Origin of the sequence: Rhodococcus sp. IEGM 1379, from assembly GCF_030056815.1 — a bacterium.
Lineage (GTDB): Bacteria > Actinomycetota > Actinomycetes > Mycobacteriales > Mycobacteriaceae > Rhodococcus_F.
Window position 1 is genome coordinate 76,072 of sequence record NZ_JASHKR010000015.1, and the last position, 23,041, is coordinate 99,112.

Annotated in this window: 21 protein-coding genes; 3 read left to right on the plus strand and 18 right to left on the minus strand. The window is 62.7% G+C overall.

What is annotated here, in order from left to right:
* Positions 1 to 51: 51 nt before the first annotated feature.
* From QM600_RS11520 to QM600_RS11565, 10 genes are all read right to left on the minus strand, one after another.
* Complete coding sequence (locus QM600_RS11520) at positions 52 to 2,463, minus strand: RelA/SpoT family protein (RefSeq protein ID WP_283261590.1); 2,412 nt, start codon at positions 2,461 to 2,463, stop codon at positions 52 to 54.
* Between the two features lie 98 nt (positions 2,464 to 2,561).
* A complete protein-coding gene (locus tag QM600_RS11525; RefSeq protein ID WP_502942941.1) occupies positions 2,562 to 3,107 on the minus strand; it encodes an adenine phosphoribosyltransferase in 546 nt (181 codons plus the stop codon).
* 32 nt (positions 3,108 to 3,139) lie between these two features.
* Positions 3,140 to 4,873, minus strand: coding sequence for an ABC transporter substrate-binding protein (locus QM600_RS11530; protein WP_283261592.1), 1,734 nt, complete (start codon positions 4,871 to 4,873; stop codon positions 3,140 to 3,142).
* A 2-nt stretch (positions 4,874 to 4,875) separates the two neighbouring features.
* Complete coding sequence (gene secF / locus QM600_RS11535; protein WP_283261593.1) at positions 4,876 to 6,111, minus strand: protein translocase subunit SecF; 1,236 nt, start codon at positions 6,109 to 6,111, stop codon at positions 4,876 to 4,878.
* Positions 6,108 to 7,838 carry a protein translocase subunit SecD gene (gene secD, locus QM600_RS11540; protein ID WP_283261594.1) on the minus strand — a complete coding sequence of 577 codons (1,731 nt, stop codon included), beginning with the start codon at positions 7,836 to 7,838 and terminating at the stop codon, positions 6,108 to 6,110. The genes secF and secD overlap by 4 nt, the downstream gene beginning before the upstream one ends.
* Before the next feature lie 128 nt (positions 7,839 to 7,966).
* Positions 7,967 to 8,314, minus strand: a complete 348-nt coding sequence (yajC, locus tag QM600_RS11545; protein ID WP_283261595.1) for a preprotein translocase subunit YajC — start codon at positions 8,312 to 8,314, stop codon at positions 7,967 to 7,969.
* Between the two features lie 177 nt (positions 8,315 to 8,491).
* Complete coding sequence (ruvB, locus tag QM600_RS11550; protein ID WP_283261596.1) at positions 8,492 to 9,568, minus strand: Holliday junction branch migration DNA helicase RuvB; 1,077 nt, start codon at positions 9,566 to 9,568, stop codon at positions 8,492 to 8,494.
* Entirely contained in the window at positions 9,565 to 10,161 is a 597-nt protein-coding gene (ruvA, locus tag QM600_RS11555; protein WP_283261597.1) for a Holliday junction branch migration protein RuvA, read from the minus strand. The genes ruvB and ruvA overlap by 4 nt, the downstream gene beginning before the upstream one ends.
* Positions 10,158 to 10,760 carry a crossover junction endodeoxyribonuclease RuvC gene (gene ruvC / locus QM600_RS11560; protein ID WP_283261598.1) on the minus strand — a complete coding sequence of 201 codons (603 nt, stop codon included), beginning with the start codon at positions 10,758 to 10,760 and terminating at the stop codon, positions 10,158 to 10,160. Before ruvC ends, ruvA begins: the two co-directional genes overlap by 4 nt.
* A 129-nt stretch (positions 10,761 to 10,889) precedes the next feature.
* On the minus strand, positions 10,890 to 11,645 hold the full coding sequence (locus QM600_RS11565; RefSeq protein WP_283261599.1) for a YebC/PmpR family DNA-binding transcriptional regulator: 756 nt from the start codon (positions 11,643 to 11,645) through the stop codon (positions 10,890 to 10,892).
* A gap of 145 nt (positions 11,646 to 11,790) precedes the next feature.
* On the opposite strand from QM600_RS11565, the gene QM600_RS11570 reads away from it, so the two are divergent.
* Positions 11,791 to 12,147 carry a GntR family transcriptional regulator gene (locus QM600_RS11570; protein WP_283261600.1) on the plus strand — a complete coding sequence of 119 codons (357 nt, stop codon included), beginning with the start codon at positions 11,791 to 11,793 and terminating at the stop codon, positions 12,145 to 12,147.
* Entirely contained in the window at positions 12,144 to 13,103 is a 960-nt protein-coding gene (locus tag QM600_RS11575) for a hypothetical protein (RefSeq protein ID WP_283261601.1), read from the plus strand. Before QM600_RS11570 ends, QM600_RS11575 begins: the two co-directional genes overlap by 4 nt.
* On the opposite strand, the gene pdxT is transcribed toward QM600_RS11575, so the two are convergent.
* Both pdxT and QM600_RS11585 read right to left on the minus strand, forming a co-directional pair.
* A complete protein-coding gene (gene pdxT / locus QM600_RS11580; RefSeq protein WP_283261602.1) occupies positions 13,100 to 13,705 on the minus strand; it encodes a pyridoxal 5'-phosphate synthase glutaminase subunit PdxT in 606 nt (201 codons plus the stop codon). The two genes, QM600_RS11575 and pdxT, sit on opposite strands and share 4 nt — an antisense overlap.
* Positions 13,702 to 14,556, minus strand: coding sequence for an acyl-CoA thioesterase (locus QM600_RS11585; protein WP_283261603.1), 855 nt, complete (start codon positions 14,554 to 14,556; stop codon positions 13,702 to 13,704). Before QM600_RS11585 ends, pdxT begins: the two co-directional genes overlap by 4 nt.
* An 87-nt stretch (positions 14,557 to 14,643) precedes the next feature.
* Here QM600_RS11585 and QM600_RS11590 point away from each other — a divergent pair, with 87 nt between their 5' ends.
* Positions 14,644 to 15,264, plus strand: coding sequence for a hypothetical protein (locus QM600_RS11590; RefSeq protein ID WP_283261604.1), 621 nt, complete (start codon positions 14,644 to 14,646; stop codon positions 15,262 to 15,264).
* Here the strand turns inward: QM600_RS11590 and QM600_RS11595 are convergent.
* The 6 genes from QM600_RS11595 to QM600_RS11620 all read right to left on the minus strand — a co-directional run bounded on the left by QM600_RS11595 (position 15,249) and on the right by QM600_RS11620 (position 22,891).
* Entirely contained in the window at positions 15,249 to 16,070 is an 822-nt protein-coding gene (locus QM600_RS11595; protein ID WP_283261605.1) for an acyl-CoA thioesterase, read from the minus strand. The two genes, QM600_RS11590 and QM600_RS11595, sit on opposite strands and share 16 nt — an antisense overlap.
* Before the next feature lie 99 nt (positions 16,071 to 16,169).
* Positions 16,170 to 17,846: an allophanate hydrolase gene (atzF, locus tag QM600_RS11600; protein ID WP_283261606.1), complete on the minus strand. Its 1,677-nt coding sequence runs from the start codon at positions 17,844 to 17,846 to the stop codon at positions 16,170 to 16,172.
* Positions 17,843 to 19,855 (minus strand): 5-oxoprolinase/urea amidolyase family protein, encoded by a 2,013-nt coding sequence (locus QM600_RS11605; protein WP_283261607.1) that lies wholly within the window; start codon positions 19,853 to 19,855, stop codon positions 17,843 to 17,845. Before QM600_RS11605 ends, atzF begins: the two co-directional genes overlap by 4 nt.
* Positions 19,852 to 20,505: an urea amidolyase associated protein UAAP2 gene (locus QM600_RS11610; protein WP_283261608.1), complete on the minus strand. Its 654-nt coding sequence runs from the start codon at positions 20,503 to 20,505 to the stop codon at positions 19,852 to 19,854. The genes QM600_RS11605 and QM600_RS11610 overlap by 4 nt, the downstream gene beginning before the upstream one ends.
* On the minus strand, positions 20,502 to 21,371 hold the full coding sequence (locus tag QM600_RS11615; protein WP_283261609.1) for an urea amidolyase associated protein UAAP1: 870 nt from the start codon (positions 21,369 to 21,371) through the stop codon (positions 20,502 to 20,504). The genes QM600_RS11610 and QM600_RS11615 overlap by 4 nt, the downstream gene beginning before the upstream one ends.
* Positions 21,368 to 22,891: an amino acid permease gene (locus QM600_RS11620; protein WP_283261610.1), complete on the minus strand. Its 1,524-nt coding sequence runs from the start codon at positions 22,889 to 22,891 to the stop codon at positions 21,368 to 21,370. The genes QM600_RS11615 and QM600_RS11620 overlap by 4 nt, the downstream gene beginning before the upstream one ends.
* Between the last annotated feature and the right edge of the window lie 150 nt (positions 22,892 to 23,041).

Here is a 23,041-nt window from a genome sequence, read left to right on the forward strand (position 1 = left end):
AGCATGCACCGAGCAGCAAGACTGCTCGGTGCATGCTTCACGCCTCAGCCCCTAAGAAGCCGACGTCACTCGATAGACGTCGTAGACTCCCTCGACGTTTCGAACGACATTGAGAACGTGACCCAGATGCTTGGGGTCACCCATCTCGAACGTGAACTTACTGATCGCAACTCGGTCACCGGAAGTATTGACCGACGCCGACAAGATGTTGACCTTCTCGTCTGCCAACGCCTTGGTGACATCGGAGAGCAGACGATGACGATCGAGGGCCTCGATCTGAATGGCGACCAGGAACACCGACGACGCCGACGGCGCCCATTCCACCTCGATGATCCGCTCGGACTGACCGTGCAGCGAGTCTGCGTTGGTGCAGTCGGTGCGGTGAACACTGACTGCGCCACCGCGCGTCACGAAGCCGAGAATCGAATCGCCCGGCACCGGGGTGCAGCACTTCGCGAGTTTCGCCACAGTTCCCGGAGCACCGGGAACCAAGATTCCGGCGTCGCCGGTACTGCGCGTGCGGATCGGCATATTCGACGGCGTGGAGCGCTCGGCCAGTTCCTCTTCGACTGCGCCGACGCCACCGAGATGCGCCACCAACCGCTGTACGACGTGGTGAGCACTGACCTGACTCTCACCCACCGCCGTGTAGAGCGCGGAAACATCCGGGTAGCGGAGTTCGTGCGCGATGGTGCTCATCGATTCGGCGTTCATCAAGCGCTGCAACGGAAGTCCGACGCGGCGAACTTCCTTGGCAATCTGATCTTTGCCGGACTCGAGGGCTTCTTCGCGTCGTTCCTTCGCGAACCACTGACGAATTTTGGCCTTGGCGCGCGGTGAGACGACAAACGTCGCCCAGTCGCGACTCGGCCCCGCCGTGGCAGCCTTCGAGGTGAAGACCTCCACGACTTCGCCGTTGTCGAGTTTGCGTTCGAGCGCGACCAGCCGACCATTGACGCGTGCGCCGATGCAGCGATGCCCCACCTCGGTGTGGACCGCGTACGCGAAGTCGACGGGCGTCGAACCGGCCGGCAAGGTCACCACGTCACCCTTGGGCGTGAAGACGAAGATCTCCTTGACCGCGAGGTCGTAGCGCAGCGATTCGAGGAACTCCCCCGGATCCGCGGCCTCACGTTGCCAGTCGAGTAGCTGACGCATCCACGCCATGTCGTCGACCTCGGCGATGTCGCCCGCGTGCTTGCCCTTGGTCTCCTTGTATCGCCAGTGAGCAGCGATACCGAATTCGGCCGTCCGGTGCATGTCCTGAGTGCGGATCTGCACCTCGAGCGGCTTACCCTCGGGACCGACGACGGTCGTATGCAAAGACTGGTAGACGCCGTATCGCGGCTGCGCGATGTAGTCCTTGAATCGCCCGGCCATCGGCTGCCACAACGAATGCACGACGCCGACAGCGGCGTAACAGTCACGAACTTCGTCGCACAGAATGCGGACGCCGACAAGGTCATGAATGTCGTCGAAGTCGCGGCCCTTGACGATCATCTTCTGATAGATCGACCAGTAATGCTTGGGCCGTCCTTCGACGACGGCATTGATCCGCGAAGCCGACAGCGTCGAGCTGATCTCCGCCCGGACCTTCGCCAAGTACGTGTCGCGTGACGGCGCACGATCAGCCACCAGACGCACGATCTCGTCGTACTTCTTGGGGTGCAGGATCGCGAAGGAGAGATCCTCGAGTTCCCATTTGACAGTCGCCATACCGAGCCGATGCGCAAGTGGCGCAATCACTTCGAGAGTTTCGCGCGCCTTGCGAGCTTGCTTCTCCGGTGGCAGGAAGCGCATGGTCCGCATGTTGTGCAGGCGGTCGGCAACCTTGATGACGAGGACCCGAGGGTCGCGTGCCATCGCGATGATCATCTTGCGGATGGTCTCGCCCTCGGCTGCTGTTCCGAGAACAACCTTGTCGAGTTTGGTGACACCGTCAACGAGGTGCGCAACCTCGTCACCGAAGTCGCGGGTCAACTCCTCCAGGGAGTACCCGGTGTCCTCAACCGTGTCGTGAAGCAGCGCGGCCACCAGAGTTGTGGTGTCCATACCCAACTCGGCCAGGATGCTCGCGACAGCCAACGGGTGGGTGATGTAGGGATCGCCGGACTTGCGACGCTGACTCGAGTGCCGTTCTTCCGCGACGTCGTAGGCGCGCTGCAGCAGCGCCAAATCGGCCTTCGGGTACAGCTCACGGTGCAGGCTGACCAGCGGTTCGAGAACCGGGCGGATGGTGGCGTTGCGCTGACCCGTGATGCGGCGAGCCAGACGCGCCCGAACGCGCCGAGACGCAGATGCGGGCACCGCCACACCCTGACCGATCCGGTTGCCTGCTGTTTGCGAAGAAGTATCCGCATCCGGGATTCCGGACTTCGATGGTGTCGTATCCGGAACCGGGGTGTTACCCGCTTCCTGCGACACTGCACCCGAGTTCTGTGATCGATCAAGATTCGACGTCATGTCGCCACCTCCTACCACCGAGTTGGTTGAGGCAACCGCCCTGCAACGGGAAATTGCCCTGGAGGTCTACTTCGACCCCCAGGAGCCAACTTTAATACTCAGACCTTGACCAGGGATGTCAGTGGGTACTTAACGAAGCGATTTCGGCCCCGAAGTTCCTCGATCTCGAGCACCACTGCCACGGCGACGACGTTCGCGCCCGCCAACTCCACCAACTGCACCGCTGCTTCCAGTGTCCCTCCGGTAGCCAGAACGTCATCGATCACCAAAACATTCCGTCCGGTGAGATCGAAGCCGTTAGCTGGAATCTCGAGGGTCGACGAACCGTATTCGAGGCTGTACGAGCGCGAGAGCACCGGTGGTGGCAGTTTGCCGACCTTGCGGACCGCAACGACTCCAGCGCCCATACGCGCCGCCGCACCGGCACCGAGCAGGAAGCCACGCGCATCGACGGCAGCAATCGTGTCTGCGTCGGGTGCGCAAGCGATCAAAGCGTCGAGAACCGCACTGAAACCTTCGGCGTCGGCGAAGACCGGCGTCAAGTCTGCGAATCGAACACCCGGTGCCGGAAAATTGTCCGCCCACCGAGTCAAACGAACAACGGCGTCCGCGGCCGCCCGGTTAATTTCCCTCAGATCAGCCACAGAAGTCCCTACAGTGATCTCACTCGAAATCGTCATCTACGCAATACCCATCTATCCATATTCCAGCCTGTGGCGGAGCGAGTCGGATTGGCTACCACCGCACTCATACCCTGAGCAACGACAACAGTTCGCACCTGATTGAACAGAGGAATAGTAGGCACCTGCGTCCAGAGGATGTTCTCCGCCTCCACCGACAGTCCCAATTGCGCAGCTATTCCTGGATCGGTGTCCAGTTGATCGATAATCTGGTCGATCCGCGTGTTGTGGTATCCACTGAAATTCGAGGAGTTTCCACCGCGGAACGCTCCCCGGGCGTCGATCATGTCCACCATGCCCGCTGCGCCGGCCTGACCGGCGGTACCGGCGAGGACGGCATCGACGTCACCGGCACGCAGAACCTGCGGTTCGAAGCTCGAACTACTGACATCCTCGATCGTGATTCCCGCCGGTGCGCAAGCAGCCTTCACCTCGGACACGATCTGGGCGCGCGCCGGATCCGGAGCAAGATATCCGACTCTCACCGTCAACCCGTCCAGCCCCGCCTCGGACAGCGAAACTTTGGTCGCCGCAACGTCCGCATTGCTGTAGCGATCGCCGTCGGTGGCCGCGGCATCGCGGTAGACGAGCGAATCAGGAACGGCCAGACGGGAATCCACGACACCCGACCCGACACCTGTTGCCGGCGCATTCGGCGTCTTGCCGAACTGATCGAACAACGCTCCTCGCGGAACACAATGCGCAAACGCTCGGCGGGCCGCCTCGTCGCCGAGAACCCCCGACGTCGCCAGGATGAATTGTTCGATGGATCGCGAGGGGATGTGGACCGTCGAAAATCCTGACAGCTCGCCGAGATCTCCGGCCGCGCCGGCGCCCACGTCGATCACTTCGATGGATTGCGAATCCACATCCTTGACAAGATCCACCCCGCGGGGCCAGACGACAATGCGATCGGTGGCAGGCTTGTTGCCCCACCATCGCTCATTGGCGACCAGTACCAGCCCACCGTCTTCGGTGTACTCGTCGACCCGATACGGACCGGACGACACCAGGACGGTCTTGTCCAACTGCCCCGGCACCATGTTCCAGCCGGTGTTCCAGAAATCCGCAATCTTCGAGAGTGCTGCGGTGTCGCCTGAATTCACCGCGGCAACCAGATCCGGTACCCCAGCACGTTGCGCCGCGATATGCGACGGCATCAACGAGGTAGCTCCGAAGAGCGTTCGCCATTCCGTGAACGCACGGCCCGGCTTGAAGACGACGGTGGCGTCCTTGGAACCCGATTGGCAATCGATCCGGTCGATATCCGAATATCCCAACGTATTTGCCACGTCGAACATCGGTACCTGTGCGCCGTCAGCGTCCTTCGTGAACCGGCCGTTAGACGCCGCCCACGTGAGCACCAGATCGTCACACGAGAGCGGAATTCCGTCCGAGTACACGGATGACGGATTCAGCTTGTACGCCACCGTCAACGTCTGACCCGGCAACTCTGCCGCGGTACCCATGTCGGTATCGGACACCGGCGCCCCGACGGGACCGGTGAACGTGAAGCCCGGCAGGACCCGGCCGAGAGCTGCCATCGCTCCCGAAACGGATCCGGCCGTCGTATTCGCGTTGTACGTCGTGATGGTGTTGTCGATTGCATATCCGATGGACGGAACCTGCTCGAAATTTTCCGACGAGCAGGCTGCCAACGAACCTGTGACCACCGCCGTGGCAGCAACCAATGACAGCGAGCGAACTAGTGCTCGCCTCCTGTGGAGCATGATCAGTGCGCCTTCTTGTTTCGCTTTCCTGTCGGCCGAGCACCAGGCGAAGGGGCAACCGCACTACGTCGTGCAGCCGACGCTCCCACTCTGACGGTCTCTGCGCCCTTGTCTTCGAGCCCCTTGTCGCCGAGCCCCTTTTCTGCAAGCGTAGCCCGGCGAGCGAGAACCTTACGAGTGTGATCCGCGACCGGTCCCCAACGTTCCTTCATCGACACCAGGAGTGGCGTCGCGAAGAAGATCGACGAGTATGCGCCGACGATGATGCCCACCAGCTGCACCAGCGCGAGGTCCTTGAGGGTACCGACGCCGAGCATCCAGACCGCGACAACCATCAAGGCGAGCACGGGAAGCACACTGATGACGGTGGTGTTGATCGAGCGCATGAGCGTCTGGTTGACAGCGAGGTTGGCCTGCTCGGCGTACGTCCGACGCGTCAGATGCAGGATTCCTCTGGTGTTCTCCTCGACCTTGTCGAACACGACGACGGTGTCGTACAGGGAGAAACCGAGAATGGTGAGCAACCCGATGACTGTCGCGGGTGTGACTTCGAAGCCGACCAGCGAGTAGATACCGGCTGTGACGATGATGTCGAAGAAGAGGGCCACGATCGCGGCGATCGCCATGTCTCTCTCGAACCGAACGGCGATGTAAATACTCACGATCACCAGGAACACCACCAGCGCGATCAACGCCTTCTTGGTGATCTGACCACCCCACGTCTCACTGACGTCGGCGAAGCTGATCGCGTTGACTGACGGATTTCCGTTCTTGTCCTCGGGCTGGAACTCGTCGAACAGCGCTGTCTGCAGCGTTCCGACCTGGTTTTCGTCCAACGTCTCGGACCGAATCTGGACCGTGGCGCTCGAACCCGAACCGACGGTCTGCACCGTCACCGGTTCAAACCCGAGAGCCTCGGTGTACACCGCTTCTACCTGCGACGTCTCGATGCCTTCGGTAGCCGGGAACTGGATCCGTGATCCACCCTCGAAGTCGATTCCGAATGTGAAACCGCGCAGGATGATGCTCAGCAGAGCGATCGCGACCAAGGCACCGGTCAGCCCGTAGTAGAACCGACGCCTGCTGACGACCTCGAACGCTCCGGTACCGGTGTACAACCTCGACAAGAGGCTGTGTTTCGGCATCGAAGTCTGGTCAACTCCGGAATCCGTGGTTTCGGACCGTGCTGCGGTATCCGCCGAAGAATTTTCTGCAGAGTTGTTGTTGGACTCACTCATGCCTGTGTCTCCTTAGCCGACGAAGCGGCGGCAACCTTACGTTCGCGGGCAACCTCTTGCACTGCTCCCAAGCCGTTGACGCTGGGCTTGGACCAGAACGCCGAACGCGAGGCCAGATTGACCAGCGGCCAGGTCACGAGGAAGACCACGACGACGTCGAGGATCGTGGTGAGGCCGAGAGTGAAGGCAAAACCTCGCACCTGGCCAACTGCCAGCACGTACAGAACGGCGGCGGCAATGAAGCTGACAGCGTTACCGGACAGGATGGTGCGACGCGCTCGTGCCCAACCACGCGGAACCGCGGAACGGAAACTGCGGCCTTCTCGCATTTCGTCCTTGATGCGCTCGAAGAACACCACGAACGAGTCGGCTGTCATACCGATACCGATGATCAGACCCGCCATACCCGCGAGGTCGAGAGTGAACCCGATGTATCTGCCGAGCAGAACCATGATCGCGTACACCATGATGCCTGAGAGCACGAGGGACAGCGCGATCAGAACGCCGAGCATCCGGTAGTAGACGAGGCAGTAGATCAGCACCAGCACCAGGCCGACCGCACCGGCGATCAGTGCTGCCTGCAGCGAAGCCAATCCGAGTGTGGCCGAGACCGTCTCGGCCTCGGAAGCCGCGAACGAGAGCGGAAGTGAACCGTACTTCAGTGTGTTGGCAAGTTCCTTGGCGCTGTCCGCCGTGAAACTGCCGGTGATCGATGTAGCGCTACCGGCCGGCGTTGCACCCTGGATGGTGGGCGCACTGACAACCTTGGAGTCAAGGGTGAATGCTGCCTGTTTGCCGATGTTGGCCGAGGTGAACTGTGCCCAAGTGTTGCTGCCGGTGGTCTTGAACGAGAGGCTGATCTCGTGACGCGACTGCTGCGAGTTGAATACCGACGACGCGTCCGCGATCTCCTGACCATCGATGATCGCGGGGCCGAGCAGGTAGATGGTCGAACCATCCTGCGAGCAAGCCACCAACGGGAGGGCCGGATCGTCATTGCCACGCAACGGGTCGGGTACCGAGCAGTCCAAATTGGCGACAGCTTGTTCCTGAACAGCCGGATCAGTGCTCTGACGTAGCGCCCGCGCAGCGGTAATCTCTGCGGCTGCTGCATCACCCGCATCCGTTCCGTCACTCGACGTTTCCGGTGCCGGAGTCGGAGTCACTCCCGAGATGGGCGCTACTTCTACGGGGGGTGTTGCTTCCGCTGTGGGCGGCTCTTGCGCCGGGAACGGACGATTCTGCGGGGCGGGTGCCGGGGTCTCGGCACCGGTAGCCGGCACTTCTGTCGTCGGTACGTCAGTCGCCGGTGGCGTGGTTGCAGTGCGATTCGCATCGCGCGTCGACACGGGGATCGATCCGGTGACCGGTCGGATGTAGAGACGTGCGGTCTGACCCAACGACCGCGCCTGTGCGCTGTCGTCGCCGGGAACCGTGATGACGAGGTTGTCACCGTCGATCACAACCTCGGACCCGGACACACCGAGTCCGTTGACGCGGGTCTCGATGATTTCTTGAGCCTGCTTCAGGCTGTCCTGACTAGGCGCGCTGCCGTCCGGCGTGCGCGCAGTCAGCGTGACACGCGTTCCACCCTGCAAGTCGATTCCGAGCTTCGGCGTGGCCGATTTATCGCCAGTGAAGAACACCAGTGCATACAGTGCCACGACCAAAACCCCGAAAAGGGCTAGGTAGCGGACCGGATGCACCGTTCCGGTGGAAGGTGCCACGATCTTTAAGTCTCCTCAGTAGGTGCCGGACGAGCGCGGTCGATGACCACGAGAGCTACTTATGCGCGAACGTGCGATGTACGCGAACTACGCGGCAACTCTAGAACAGGTTCCTGAAACGGGTGTGTTCAGGATTCCTTGGTGAGTCGGATTTCGGTGTCGGACGTAGACTCTTCGAACTCGGAGTCCAGATCTTCGTCGACGGATTCCGTGTCAACGGACTCAATGACGCGCTCACGGATAACGAGACGCGACCACGTGGTGACGACGCCGGGTGCGATCTCGAGATCTACGGTGTCTTCGTTCATCGACTCGATGGTTGCGTACAGACCGGCAGTGGTCTGCACACGGTCACCGACCTGCAGCGAGTCCTGCATTTCGGCAGTCACGGCCAGCGCCTTCTTCTGCTTGCGCATACCCAGGAACATGGGCACCAGCAGCGCGAGGATCAGGAGGGGGAAAAGCAAACTCGACATGTCTTGATCAACCTCAGGTTTTGTTGCATATTTTTCGACGCGCGGGCCCCGGATGGACCTACGCAAGACACCAGTGTGCCACTAGTTCCTTAAGAATCCCGACAGTTCGGCCGAAAGGTTCCCTCAGTGATCGGGCAATCACACCGCATCCGGTGCCGGCGGGATTGCCGGTGCGCGTCACATTGCCGGTGGTTCGTTGACGCGAACCTCGATACCGCCCGCAGCGGCGTCCGGCGGTGGCGTCATTCCGAGCTGAGTCCAGGCCGCGGCCGTCGCCACACGCCCACGAGGAGTTCTGGCAATCATGCCGGCGCGGACGAGGAACGGCTCGCACACTTCTTCGACTGTGGACGGTTCTTCACCGACCGCAACCGCCAGAGTGGACACACCTACGGGGCCGCCGCCGAAAGAACGCACCAGTGCGCTCAGAACGGACCGGTCGAGGCGATCCAATCCGAGTTGGTCGACGTCGTAGACCGCAAGCGCCGCTCTCGCGACCTCCATCGTCACGATGCCGTCGGCACGAACTTCGGCAAAATCTCGCACTCGTCGGAGCAACCGGTTGGCGATACGCGGCGTTCCCCGTGACCGTCGTGCGATTTCCGCACTCGCATCCAACTCGAGATTCACACCGAGAATCCCGGCCGACCGCATTAAAATCTGGTGCAGTTCATGCGGGTCGTAAAAATCCATGTGCGCGGTGAAACCGAAACGGTCACGCAGCGGGCCCGTCAGAGCGCCGGATCGTGTTGTTGCCCCGACCAGTGTGAACGGCGCAACGTCCAACGGAATCGAGGTGGCTCCGGGGCCCTTGCCCACGACGACGTCGACGCGGAAGTCTTCCATCGCGAGATACAACATTTCCTCGGCCGGCCTGGCAATACGGTGAATCTCATCGATAAAGAGAACGTCACCCTCCACCAGGTTGCTCAGCATCGCCGCAAGGTCACCCGCTCGTTCGAGAGCCGGACCCGACGTGAGCCGAAGTGAGGAACCGAGCTCGCCCGCGATGATCATGGCCATCGACGTCTTGCCGAGTCCGGGCGGCCCTGACATCAGGATGTGATCGGGGGTTCCGCCGCGCATCTTCGCGCCGGTGAGCACCAATTGAAGTTGCTCGCGAACGCGCGGCTGGCCGATGAAATCGTCGAGACTCTTGGGGCGCAGACTTGCTTCGACCTCACCATCGCCCGCGACCAACTCGGCGCTGACCTGGGACTCGTCGTCGAAATCTTCGATCGGATCGAAGTTCATCGAGTCTTACCGAGCAACGAGAGAGCGGACCGAAGCGCAACGGACGTGGTCGCCTCGGGAGTTTCTGCCAGTACCGAATCGGTAGCCTGTTCTGCTTGCTTGAGCGGGAATCCGAGACCTTCGAGTGCTTCGACGATCTGATCGCGAATCGCGTTGGCTGCAATCACGCCGGATGCACCGGCCGTCGCAGGCACTGCGTCGACCTTGTCTCGCAGTTCGACGACCATACGTTCGGCACCGCGTTTGCCGATTCCCGGAACTCGCGTCAGCGCCGTCAGGTTGCCCTCCGACAGAGCCCGTCGGAGCGCATCGGGTTCGAGAACCGCCAGCGTTGCCATCGCCAACCGGGGGCCGACGCCGGACACCGTCTGTAACAGGCTGAACAAGTCCTTGGACTCGGTATCGGAAAATCCGTAGAGGGTCATCGAATCTTCCCGAACGATCATCGTCGTGAAGAGCCGAGCCTCACTCCCCCGATGCAACGCGCCCAGAGTTATCGGAGTTGCATTGACTCGATAGCCGACACCGGCCGCCTCGATGACCGCATGGTCGAGCGCAATATCGAGTACTTCGCCGCGTACCGACGCGATCATCGTGAACCTGCCTTCTTGGTGATTTCTGCTCTGCCGGCTTCGACTCTGGTTGTCTCGGCCAATTTTGCCTGATACTTACGCATCTGTTCTGCCGCCATCGCTTCGGCTTTTGCCAACCGTTCGATCATCGGCGCCCGCCAGCAGTGACAAATCGCGATGGCCAGCGCATCCGCGGCGTCTGCCGGCTTGGGGGCTTCCTTGAGATTGAGAATTCGTGTCACCATCGCGGTGACCTGCGCCTTGTCTGCATTGCCGCTGCCGGTGACTGCGGCCTTCACCTCGGAAGGCGTATGGAAGAACACCGGGATTCCGCGTCTGGCTGCCGCGACGGCAACAATGCCGCCCGCTTGCGCCGTACCCATGGCGGTACTGACGTTGTGTTGTGCGAACACCCGCTCGATGGCGACCACTTGCGGTTTGTGCTGCTCGATCCAGAGTTCGGCTGCATCGGAGATCAGTAGAAGCCGTGAGCCCAGGGCCATGTCGGGGGGCGTTCGCACCACATCGACTGCGATGGGCCGCACAACTCTGCCGTTGCTCCCGTCGACCACACCGAATCCACATCGGGTCAAGCCAGGGTCCACCCCGAGCACGCGCACACCATCACACCTCTCCACACCGAACAGCTGTTCGATAGCTTAGCGGTGCGCGGGCGAACTGCCGACATCAACACGCAACCCGGCCACGACGAGTGCGTCGCGACCGGGTCGAGTGAGAAAACTGTCGACTTATTCAGCGTCGAGTTCTGCAAGGACCTCGTCGGACAGATCGATGTTGGTATACACGTTCTGCACGTCGTCGGAATCTTCGAGCGCGTCGACGAGCTTGAAGATCTTGCGCGCACCGTCAGCGTCGAGGGGAACCTCGACCGACGCACGGAAATCTGCCTCAGCCGAGTCGTAATCGATCTCGGCTTCCTGCAGCGCCGTACGGACCGCTACGAGATCATGTGGCTCACAGACGATTTCGAAGGTTTCACCGAGATCGGTGACCTCTTCAGCGCCGGCGTCGAGAACTGCCATCAAGACGTCATCCTCGGACTGCCCATGCTTTTCGAGCGTCACGACGCCCTTACGAGCAAACAGGTACGAAACCGAACCCGGATCAGCGAGGTTGCCACCGTTACGGGTCATCGCGGTACGAACTTCACCGGCTGCACGGTTACGGTTGTCGGTGAGGCACTCGATCAGCACGGCAACACCATTGGGCCCGTAGCCCTCATACATGATGGTCTGCCAGTCTGCGCCACCAGCTTCTTCACCGGCGCCACGCTTGCGCGCGCGTTCGATGTTGTCATTGGGGACAGAAGTCTTCTTCGCCTTCTGAATGGCGTCGAACAAGGTGGGGTTGCCCGTGGGATCGCCACCGCCGGTTCGTGCCGCCACCTCGATGTTCTTGATCAGCTTCGCAAAGGATTTGCCACGACGTGCGTCGACAACAGCCTTCTTGTGCTTGGTGGTGGCCCATTTTGAGTGGCCGCTCATGCGATTCAAGCCCCTTTCCTGCTGTGTTGCGCACGCCGAATGCGCGGTTTCAGCTCTGCCGATGTTACCCGCCCCACGTCGCCACATGCTGCATCCCCCGCAGATGAATTCGCCAAACATGAGATTGTTTGCATAGAATGCAAACATGTTGGTTCGAATAGACCACGCGTCCACCACCCCCCTCGCCGATCAAATTGCAGCGGGTGTCCGTGGCTCCGTCATCCGCGGCGAGATCGGACCGGGTGATCGACTGCCGTCGGCACGCGCTCTCGCCGAGTCGGTCGACGTAAACCTGCATACGGTGCTCCGCGCCTACGCGGCACTTCGCGACGAAGGCCTCATTGACCTACGACGTGGCCGAGGCGCGGTGATTCGTGCCGAATTCGATTCCGGCCGAACAGCTCTCAACGAATCAGCCCGTGAGTTCGTCAAGCTAGCCCGCAATCTGGGGCTCGATACCGCCCAGATGCTCGACCTCATCAAGGAGACCAGCAACTCATGAATATCAGCAAGGTCCGACTGTGGACTGCCGCGACGTTGACATTCGTTCCGACGGCCGCCCTGATCATTGCGCGCTTGGTGTGGGGACATGAACTCCCACACACCGTCGCCAGCCACTGGTCCGGTTCAACTCCGGACGGGTTCAGCACGACCACAACACTTTTCGCATGTGCGCTGGCATTGTCCCTGATCGCGTCCGTAGTCGCCGCGGTCACTGCGGTTCGCGCGAGCGAGAATTCGCCGGTTCGCGCGAGCGAGAATTCGCCCCTTCTGCTCTCCCTCACAGCGACAACCAGTGCCACTTTCGCAACGATCTGGATCCTCAGTGTTGCGCTTACCCTGGATGCCGGATCTCCGGAGAACGCTCGAATCGGCTGGTGGATCATTGCACCGATCGCAGCAGCACTGACGGGAATCGCCGCGTGGGCGCTGACGTCACGGGCGGCATCAGATTCCGTGTCCGCACTTCCCACCCCGACGTTGGACACGCCGCTCTCGGCCACTGAACGCGCCGTGTGGATCGGTCGCGCGCACAGCATCTGGCCGTGGATTCTCGCCGTCGGCCTGACGGCGCTCACCGTCGGAACTGCCGCCTACTCCGACTGGTGGGTCGTGCTGGTCCTGCTCGCTTCGACTGTCCTCATCACGGCCTTCGCATCGGTGACCGTGCGAGTCGACAACACGGGCATGAGTATCAGTTCGTGGGGCGTTCGATGGAAGAAGATCGCCATCACCCGGGTGAAATCGGCATCCGTCGACAACATCCGGCCGATGGAGTGGGGCGGTTGGGGCTACCGCCTCACCCCTCGCGGAACTGCAATCACTCTGCGATCCGGCGAAGCCATCGTGCTGACGCTCGACACTGGTCGCGTCTTCGCAGTCACCATCGACCAACCGGAAGACGGTGTCCGCCTGATTAATTCACTGGTTCAGGCACACAGCCCGCACGAGAGCTAGCCGCGCACCAGGTCGACAAAAAGTTCGTGAACGCGGCGGTCTCCCGTGACCTCGGGGTGGAAGGATGTCGCGATCACGGAACCTTGCCGCACCGCCACGATGCGACCCGCTGCTTCGCCCGCTGCTGCCGGTACCTGCGCCAACACCTCGACACCTGGTCCCACCCGCTCGACCCACGGCGCGCGAATGAACACGGCGCGGATCGGATCACCGATGATTCCCTCGAAGTCCAGATCGGACTCGAAGGAATCGACCTGGCGACCGAACGCGTTGCGGCGCACGGTCATATCGATAGCACCGAGGCTCTCGGCGTCGGGCCGGGTATCGAGCACCTCGCTGGCGAGCAGAATCATTCCAGCGCACGAACCATAAGCCGGCAGACCGCCGCGAAGCCGCTCACGGAGCGGATCCAACAACTCGAAGACCTGAAGGAGTCGGCTCATCGTCGTCGATTCCCCACCGGGAATGACGATTCCGTCAACCTTGTCGAGCTCTTCCGGACGACGGACACCGATCGCGTCGGCCCCGGAATCCGTCAGAGCAGCAAGGTGCTCTCGGACGTCACCTTGAAGAGCGAGTACACCGATCAACGGACGAGTCATGCCGAAGTTCCTGTCTTGTTCTCACGTTCTGCAGGTTCACGCTCGATCCGCGTCAACCCTTCCTGCACAACCGCTGCCACCATATTGCCCGCACGGTCGAAGATGCGCCCCTGCGTCAGTGCCCGGCCGAAACCGGCCGACGGCGAAGTCTGGTCGTAGAGCAACCATTCGTCCGCCCGGAACGGGCGCAGAAACCACATAGCGTGGTCGAGCGACGCATTCTGCGTCGGCACATCTCTGTGCGGAACTTTGGACGTGCCGAGCAAGGTCATGTCACTGAGGTACGCCAACGTGCAAATATGCAGGAGAGGACGATCCGGCAGGGTGTCCCGGTACCGCATCCAGACTCGCTGCTGTGCTGCAAGATCGGGCGACGCGCTCGCTTCGTCGGCCGGCACGATCCGTACATCCCAGTTCTTCCACTCCTGGTAGTACGGCAGCTTCGCGAGTTCCGGAATCGTCAGTGCGTCGGGAAGATCCTCCGGCGCCGGCACAGTCGGCATCTGGTCCTGATGTTCGATTCCCTCATCTTCGATGTGGAACGACGCCGACATCGTGAAGATCGTTTTGCCGTCCTGCACTGCGTTCACTCGGCGAGTGCAGAACGAGCGCCCGTCACGGATCCGGTCCACCAGGTACACCGTCGGGATCTTCGGATTTCCGGGCCGCAGAAAGTAACCGTGTAGTGAATGGACGCGGTAGCTCTCGTCCACCGTTCCCACCGCCGACACCAGCGACTGGCCGGCCACTTGCCCGCCGAACGTCCGCGGCAACCCGGTGGGATGAACTGCCCCGCGAAAGATGTCCTTCTCGAGCGTTTCGAGAGCGAGGATCTCCTCGATACCAACCATGTGTCCTCCGGCGATGTAGATGCCGACAACGCCGGCCGAACTGGTTCACATTATCGCCTCGACGGGTGCGCACGGCACCATGGTGACGTGAGTATCTTCATACCTTCCACACCACAGGCTCTCGCCGGACAGGTCGCGGCGTTGTGTCAGTCACGTCCGTCGGTGACGGTGGTAGCCGTCGACGGCGCGGATTGTGCTCGGCCCGTCGAACTCGCCAGTTTGATCGGTTCTGCCGTTGAAGCGCTCGATCGACCGAGTGCTGTTGCCTCACTTCACGACTACGTGCGCCCGGCATCTCTGCGGTTCGAGTTCGGGCACGAAGACACCCTGAGCTATCGGACCATGTGGTTTGACTATGGGGCCCTCGACCGGGAAGTCATCACGTCGTCGAGGTCGCGGCGAACGTGGCTCCCCAAGCTCTGGGACGAAGCCACCGACCGGTCAGTGCGGTCTACACGTGAGGCGGTTCACGAACGCCACGTCCTCGTCGTCGCCGGACCGATGCTGCTCGGCCGCGGACTCGACTTCGACATCACCGTGCGGTTGGACATGAGCGAAGCCGCCCTGCGACGACACACGCCGTCGGCGGCCTTGTGGACGGTCGACGCACTGCTCGAGCATCGAGCAACCGTGACGGAGCCGATTGATCTGGAAGTGCGTTACGACCATCCCGCTAGGCCGGCCGTACGCACTCACTTGGGCCGATAAAGACGCGTCAGACCTTCCTGGACAACCGCCGCCACCATGTTTCCCCGTCGGTCGAAAATCCGCCCCTGAGTGAGAGCCCGACCGAAACCGGCCGACGGCGACGTCTGGTCGTACAACAGCCATTCATCGGCGCGGAACGGGCGCAGGAACCACATCGCGTGGTCGAGCGACGCAGACTGCATCGCGACATCTGGGTGCGGCGTACGCGAAGAGCCGAGCAACGTCATATCGCTCATGTACGCGAGGGTGCAGACGTGAAAAACCGGATCGTCGGGCAGCGCCTCACGGGATCGGAACCACACCTGTTGTTGGGCAACTGAACCTGGCCGCTTGCTGACATCGGCGTTCGGGACCAGTCGGAGATCCCAGTCTGCCCATTCTCGTGCCAGCCAGGCAGTCTCCCCGTCCTCTGAATCGCGAGCCAGCGGCAGCGACTCCGGGTCCGGAACCGGCGGCATCTCGTCCTGATGCTCGATGCCGTCGTCCTGGACGTGGAACGACGCCGACATCGTGAAAATCGCCTGGCCGTCCTGGATCCCCGTCACCAACCGAGTGGCGAAGGATCGACCGTCACGAACCCGATCGACCAGGAAGACCGTGGGCTTCAAGGTGTTTCCCGGACGCAGGAAGTACCCGTGCAGTGAATGGACCGAGTACGCGGGGTCGACGGTGCGAACCGCGGATACCAGGGCCTGGCCCGCAACCTGGCCGCCGAAAGTTTTTGGCAAAGTCGTCTCAGCGGTGATTCCTCGGAAGATATCGCGCTCGAGGCGTTTCAGTTCCAGGATTTCTTCGATCTTCGCCATCGATGCTCCAAACCTTGAGGTGAGCCGACCAATTCCGACCCTCACACAATGCCTGATGGTCGGCAGTCATGTGAAACCGGATACCGACGCGAAAACTGCTCAGCCCACCGCTCCTGCCTCCAACGCCGCCGTCCACCCCCCGTACTCACTGATGTCCTTGCCGCTCGACGCGGCTTCCAGGTCGCACCCGAACCCCGTTCCCCAGCTTCCGTCGTCGAATTCCACGGCGCCGAGCATCATCGGCGTCGGCAGAGCTGCCAGGAACTTGCCCAGTGCTGCGGGTGCCAGACTCCAGCGCTCTCCGACTATCGACACCCCGCCCTCGGCGACGCGGACAAGACCGGGCTTGGGTGGGGTCCTATCCAAGGCACTGAGCCGGTAGTAGGGAGAAGTGGCGACTGGTCCGAGCCAACGGGCACCGAACGTCGTCAACTGATGTTCGAGCGGTTGACCACGCAGGTGCGCGCCGAATACTGCCAGTTCGACGGTCTCCGCCGGTGTGTCGGTCCATCCGCCGGCCGACTCCCCCGTCACCATTGCCGCAATATCCGCGGCAACGGCGTCCTCGAACGCGCGCGCCAGCACCGTCACGCCGAACTGCGCGTCGCCGGCCATCCCAGCAGGTACCGCGACGGCCGAGAGATCGAACAGATTACAGAAGTTGGTGTACGTCCCCATCCGGGAGTTCACCCCGATCGGATCAGCTGCGACCTCGGCGATCGTTGGGTGCTCCGGTGCCGTCGGCACCATCAGGGCATCTATTCCGTCGAGCTCATTCATGGCTCGATTCCGCAATTGCGCCAACAGTTCCCGGTCTTCGAGTAGTCGATGCGCGGGGATGGCGCCCGCCGGCGCGACGATCGAACGCACCGTCGGGTCCACGGCATCGACATGCCTATCGACGAATTCGCCTACCGCCGAATATCTTTCGGCAACCAGCGCACCGTCGTAGAGGAGCTTCGCGGCATCGAGGAAGAGTGAGAGGTCCACCTCCACGATCTCGGCGCCTGCGGCGCGTAGTCCTTCGACGGCCGCACCGAACGCCGCCGCCCACTGCGGGTCGAGACCGGGCAACTCGCGCGGTACCGCCACTCGCGGACGCGGCGGTGCGGCCAACCGAACTTCGCTCGGCCACGAGCGGTCCGGCGCACCAGTTGCCATCACCGCCATCGCGGACTCCGCACCGGCCAAGTCTGCGGCGAAGATGCTCACGCAGTCGTAGGAGCGACAGGCCGGCACCACGCCCTCCGTCGAGACGACCCCGAAAGTCGGCTTGATGCCGACGATGCCCTGCAGGCCGGCCGGGACGCGGCCGGAGCCGGCGGTGTCGGTACCGATCGCAATGTCGACCAATCCGAGCGCCACGGCCACCGCAGACCCTGAACTCGAGCCGCCCGAGATGTAATCCGGCCGACGGGCATCACGAACGGCCCCGTACGGACTGCGCGTACCGACGAGCCCGGTCGCGAACTGGTCGAGGTTGGTCTTGCCCAGTACGACGGCACCGGCTGCCCGCAGTGCCGCTACTGCGGCGGCATCAACTGTTGGCGTGTAGGCGTATTCGGGACACCCGGCGGTGGTCGGCAGTCCGGCCACGTCGACGTTGTCCTTGACCGCGAGCACCACCCCTCGCAGTGGCAAGTGGGCTGCGGACGCGTCGAGAGTTGCGGCCTCAGCCAACGCGTCGACCTCCGGGCGCAGGTGTATCCAGATCTCCGGCCGGTGTGCGCCCTCGATAGCCCGATACGCAGCCGATACCCGTTCCCGAGCACTCATGCGGCCACCTCCTTGACTGTTGTTGTGGCGCGGGCAAATTCGCCCGCGGCAGACCAGGCTTCCCGCTCAGCTCCGAAAGCAAGCGCCTGACTGGCCCGGAACGCCGCGATGGGATCCGCGTTGTCGGTCAGGAACCGCTCATGTTCGGCGAGCGAGAAGGTGCCATCCGTGATCTGCACGCCGCCGGGCCCACCGGCCGCGGTCTCGGCGCGCAATTCGAGCAACTCATCCGGCTCGACGGGATACCAGGAAATTCGATCGAAAAAGCGCAGCAGCCACGGTGTTTCGTGCTCGAACGGACCGGATTTCTCGGGATAGCGGTGGTTCCAGACCTGCGTGGTGCGTCCCACGAACTGGTAACCGCCCGGCCCCTCCATGCCGTAAATGCACAGGTACGCACCGCCGATACCGACCGCGTTCTCGGGCGTCCAAGTGCGTGCCGGGTTGTACTTCGTCGTGACCAGTCGATGCCGCGGATCGAGCGGGGTAGCCACCGGCGCACCGAGATAAACATCGCCGAGTCCGAGCACAAGGTACTCGGCGTCGAAAACAGTGTCGAAGACATCGGCAACAGAGTCCAGTCCGTTCATCCGCCGAATGAACTCGATGTTCCACGGGCACCACGGCGCATCGGCGCGCACGCCGTGCATGTACCGCTTGATCGCTTCCCTCGTCGACGGGTCGTCCCAGGACAGGGGCATTCGCACCGACCGGCTGGGCACGACGAGTTCGGACGAGTCCGGGATCTGCCCTTCGGCCTCCGCGAGGAGACCCATCAGCTTCGACACCGGGAGCACGTCCGGGTCGACGCGCACCTGCAGGGACCGGATACCCGGCGTGAGATCGAGTAGGCCGGCAGGCTTTTCGGCCTCGAGTCGCTGATGCAGGGCGTGCGCACGCGCCCGAAGCGCGAGGTCGAGTGTCATGTCTCCGTATTCGACGAGCACGTTGTCGTCACCGGAGCGGCGGTAGGTCACCGCGGTTGCGCCGTCGCGTCGGGCGATCACGCCGTCATCTCCGTCGCCGCCGGCACCGAATACCGCCGGCTGACTTGCGCGACGACGCAGACCCAGTTGACGCTTCGACGCGGCACGCTCGGCCCGAATCGGTACGAACCGGATGGTGTCGCCGGGGCTGAGTTGTCCGAGCTTCCACCGTTCTGCCGACACGACGGTGACCGGGCAGACGAATCCACCGAGGCTCGGCCCGTCGGGTCCGAGCAGAATCGGAGTGTCACCGGTGAAATCGAGCGCACCCACCGAGTAGGCGTTGTCGTGGATGTTCGAGGGGTGCAGGCCTGCCTCGCCGCCGTCACCGCGCGCCCAATCCGGCTGCGGACCGATCAACCGGACCCCGGTGCGGTCGGAGTTGAAGTGCACCTCGTAGTCCGTGGCGTACAGCGTGTCGATATCCTTGCGGGTGAAGAACTCCGGCGCACCGTGTGGTCCCTCGGTGACAGCGATCTCCCAGCGGCCTCCGATGACGGGCACGTGCTCCATCGGAACCGGCTGGGCGTCATCGGGATTGGAACGGCCGGCGCCACAGTGCAACACATCCCCCTCGCGTAGTGTCCGGCCCTCGAGACCGCCGAACTTGCCGAGGGTGAACGTCGCACCGCTGCCCAGGTAATCCGGCACGTCGATGCCGCCGCGCACCAGCACGTAAATTCGTAGTCCCGGTCCGGAGGCTGCCCCGACATCGAGAACGCCGCCGGCCGGAACCTGCACCGGCGCCCACGTCCGCACCGGCACACCGTCCACCAGGACAGTGGCGGGTGCACCGGTGACGCAGACTTCCGTTGCCTCGGCGAAGCGCAATGCGGGACCGGCCATCGTGCACTCGAGTCCGGCTGCTCCCTCCTCGTTGCCGAGTGCAACGTTGCCCAGGCGGAAGGACAGATCGTCCATCGGCCCCGACGGGGGCACACCGATCTGCCAGTAGCCGACACGACCGGGCCAGTCCTGGACTGTGCTCAGCATTCCGGGACGTTGCACGGTGATCTCGGTCATCGCTGCTCCTCGGGCCGGGTGACGATCATTCGCACCGGAGTGGGGTCGAAACCGTTGCAGGGGTTGTTGATCTGGGGGCAGTTCGACACCAGCACCAGCGTGTCGATCTCGGCACGAAGTGCCAGCCGCTTACCGGGCGCAGACAGTCCGTCGACGATGCCGAGGGTGCCGTCTGCGTCGACCGGGACATTCATGAAGAAGTTGATATTCGAGACCAGGTCTCGTTTGCCCAGTCCCCACTTGGCACCTTCGATCAGAAAGTTCTCCACGCAGGCGTGTTGGTGCTTGGTGTGGTGGCCGTAGCGCAGGGTGTTCGACTCCTGGGAACAAGCGCCGCCGACGGTGTCGTGGTTTCCGACCTCGTCGCCGACCAGAGTCATCAGCGCCGTGCCGTCGTCAGCCCGAAGCACGGACCCCGTCGTGAGAAAAAGGTTGCGCTGTGCCGCAACGGTGGCCGCTGCCGAGTATCGGATGCCATGATCGTCAGCAGCATAGAAGAGAGAGTCGACGGCCTGATTGCCGTGCAGGTCCACGATGGTCAGGATGTCGCCGGCCTGCACGATCGCGGACCAGGGCCCGCGCGCACCGACCGTCTCGTCGAGAATCACGGCGCCGGGGACGAGCGCGAGAGTGTCTACAGCGGTGGTCATTTGACGTCCCTTCCAAACTGGGCTTCATTGACGGGCATGACGGCGTTCCAGGCGTCCTCGGTATTGAGGACCGCGCGGAGATACTCGGGGTCGTTGTTCGGCAAGGATTCGAGGTCTGCAGGCGCAGCCCAGGCCAGGACTTCAAGTGCCGTAGTGCTGAACGTGGGTTCCGGGTCGAGAGGGTGGGCGGTATTCGCGATCAGCACGATCACCGGCAGGTGGATCAACAGTTCCAGTTCCCTGCCGGCACCGGCATTTCCGGTGCTGACAAGCGCACCGTCAGGTTCGACCCGTACTCCGTGGAAAAAGGTGAGCACCGGAGGAAGGTCGCGGGCAGTCAGGCCGTGCTTGGCTGCCGCCAGCGTCAGAAGTTCTCGGCCGGCGGGTGCGTCCGAGTGCACGGATCCCTCGCCGTACTTCGCTGTGTTCGTGGCCAATGACGTACTTCCGCAGAATGCGTCGTGGTGACCGGAGGTGTCGGCAACGACGGTGGCCAGAACTCGGCCTTGATCGGAGAGCAGCGGATGGCCGACGCTCAGGTACGCCTGCCACGGCACCTTGACGGTGTCGGCGATATTGAGTCGCTCGTGTGGGGCATCGGTCCGGTAGAGCAACAGGTTCGCACACGCGCTGCCGTCGATGTCGCGCAACCGGATTCGAGTGCCACGGGCCAGCACCTTCGAGGTGTACCGACCGCCGGGCACGGTCTCCGCCCAGGTCAGCCGGTCGGCATCGATGCCGGCGGGAGATGCGGGCCAGTGAGAGGCAGGTAGGACGGGCATCGCGTTGGTGATCGCGCCGGCTTGCGAGCGGGCATGGTCGCGAGCGGCCGCCGTTGTGTCGGTCTGGGTACTGCTTGTGGTCACTTCGTGGCTCCAATCGTGACGGGGTTCGGAACGGTTTTTCCGCGCGGGTAGCAGAGACTGCCCACCAGGACGACGGCAACAATGGTGATCGGTGCGGCCCATTGCAGGATGGGCATGTCACCGGAGGGATTGAAGATTTCTGCGCGCGGCCAGGACAGGTTGATCACCATCGCTGCGCCGTAGAGCACCGCGGCAATGTTGATCGGGATGCCGAAGACGCCCAGCGAGAACAACTTGCGGCCCTCGGAGTCGTACTGGACGTCCCCGTACGGCCAGCCCTGCAACCGGCGACGCAGCAGCGGAACGGTAACCATGAGGTAGGCCAGATAGATGAGCACGATGCATACGCTCGACAGAGTGGTGAAGATTGCCGAGTTTCCGACGTTTACGGCAAGTACCAGGATGCAGGCGATCCCGATCAGTACCGACGGAGCGATCGGAGTTCCGGTGCGGGCATTGACTTTCGAGAGAGTCTTCGATGCGGGCAGCCGGCCGTCGCGGGCCATCGAGAACATCAGCCGGGATGCCGCGGTCTGGATCGCGAGGGTGCACACGAAGACCGCGATCGCAACGTCGATCAGCAGCAGGGTTCCCCACGGGGAGGTCAGGATCGCGCCGAGCACGTACGGCAGACCTTCGCTGGCGAGTCGACCATCGGTCAGGCTCGGAGCCGCCATCAGCGCGCCGACGATCATCAGGCCGCCGCCGAGAGCGGACACCGACAGTGCAAGGCGGATGGTCCGCGGTGCGACACGGCGGGGATTACGGGTCTCTTCAGCGAGCTCGCCCGCCGAGCCGAAGCCAACCATGACGTATGCGGCCATCAAGCCGGAGACGATCCAGGCCCAGATGTAACCGGGCTCGGTGCCGGCGGCGCCCGTATCGAACACAACCTGCGGGCCGCGCTGAGCATGTGTGAAGAACATCCCGACCACCGCGATGACGCCGATGATCTCGCAGGTCACGCCAATGTTGTTGATGCGCGACATCCAGTTGACACCGACGCAGTTGATCGCCGTAGTGAGCACCAACAGCACCGAACCGAGCAGTACCGCGTTGGTCGCACCGCTCGACGAGGTGAGTGAGCTGTCGTCGCCGACGATCTGGAATCCGCTCCACACATTCGGCAGAACCACCTGCAGTGCGATGGCCGCGGCCGAAGCAGTGACGATCTGCGCGATGATCATGAACCAGCCAGCGAACCATCCGATGATCTCGCCGCCCATCCGCCGTGCCCACTGGTAGATTGCCCCCGAAATCGGGTACCGCGCAGCAAGTTCGGCAAAACACAGCGCGACCATGAACTGGCCGAGGAACACGCAAGGCCAGGTCCAGAAAAACGCGGGTCCCGCGAAACCGAAGCCGAGCCCGAACAGTTGGAAGATCGTGGTCAGGATGGAGACGAACGAGAAGCCTGCCGCGAACGAGGCAAACTTGCCGAGCGAGCGATGCAGTTGCTGCTCGTAGCCGAACTCGGCGAGGTCGTTGTCGTCGCTGGGCTTAGGTGCCGCGATCGTCATGGGTTCTCCTGAGAGGAACGGTGGGCGGTATTTCTGTCAGTTGATAGTTTTCCGTCGCTTCGTTCCCACGCGGTGTCCCGCACGTTTCGCCGTGTAGCAATTACGTTGCGAGTCGATGACTTCCGTTAACGACGCGTTTCCGAACCCTCA

Bases quoted from the DNA above. Each gene is read 5' to 3' on its own strand.
- atzF (WP_283261606.1), bottom strand. From the start codon at position 17,846: ATGAGTGCTCGGGAACGGGTATCGGCTGCGTATCGGGCTATCGAGGGC.
- QM600_RS11605 (WP_283261607.1), bottom strand. From the start codon at position 19,855: ATGACCGAGATCACCGTGCAACGTCCCGGAATGCTGAGCACAGTCCAG.
- QM600_RS11585 (WP_283261603.1), bottom strand. From the start codon at position 14,556: ATGGTTGGTATCGAGGAGATCCTCGCTCTCGAAACGCTCGAGAAGGAC.
- QM600_RS11620 (WP_283261610.1), bottom strand. From the start codon at position 22,891: ATGACGATCGCGGCACCTAAGCCCAGCGACGACAACGACCTCGCCGAG.
- QM600_RS11595 (WP_283261605.1), bottom strand. From the start codon at position 16,070: ATGGCGAAGATCGAAGAAATCCTGGAACTGAAACGCCTCGAGCGCGAT.
- QM600_RS11565 (WP_283261599.1), bottom strand. From the start codon at position 11,645: ATGAGCGGCCACTCAAAATGGGCCACCACCAAGCACAAGAAGGCTGTT.
- ruvA (WP_283261597.1), bottom strand. From the start codon at position 10,161: ATGATCGCGTCGGTACGCGGCGAAGTACTCGATATTGCGCTCGACCAT.
- QM600_RS11520 (WP_283261590.1), bottom strand. From the start codon at position 2,463: ATGACGTCGAATCTTGATCGATCACAGAACTCGGGTGCAGTGTCGCAG.
- QM600_RS11610 (WP_283261608.1), bottom strand. From the start codon at position 20,505: ATGACCACCGCTGTAGACACTCTCGCGCTCGTCCCCGGCGCCGTGATT.
- QM600_RS11530 (WP_283261592.1), bottom strand. From the start codon at position 4,873: ATGCTCCACAGGAGGCGAGCACTAGTTCGCTCGCTGTCATTGGTTGCT.
- ruvB (WP_283261596.1), bottom strand. From the start codon at position 9,568: ATGAACTTCGATCCGATCGAAGATTTCGACGACGAGTCCCAGGTCAGC.
- QM600_RS11570 (WP_283261600.1), top strand. From the start codon at position 11,791: ATGTTGGTTCGAATAGACCACGCGTCCACCACCCCCCTCGCCGATCAA.
- yajC (WP_283261595.1), bottom strand. From the start codon at position 8,314: ATGTCGAGTTTGCTTTTCCCCCTCCTGATCCTCGCGCTGCTGGTGCCC.
- QM600_RS11575 (WP_283261601.1), top strand. From the start codon at position 12,144: ATGAATATCAGCAAGGTCCGACTGTGGACTGCCGCGACGTTGACATTC.
- secF (WP_283261593.1), bottom strand. From the start codon at position 6,111: ATGAGTGAGTCCAACAACAACTCTGCAGAAAATTCTTCGGCGGATACC.
- pdxT (WP_283261602.1), bottom strand. From the start codon at position 13,705: ATGACTCGTCCGTTGATCGGTGTACTCGCTCTTCAAGGTGACGTCCGA.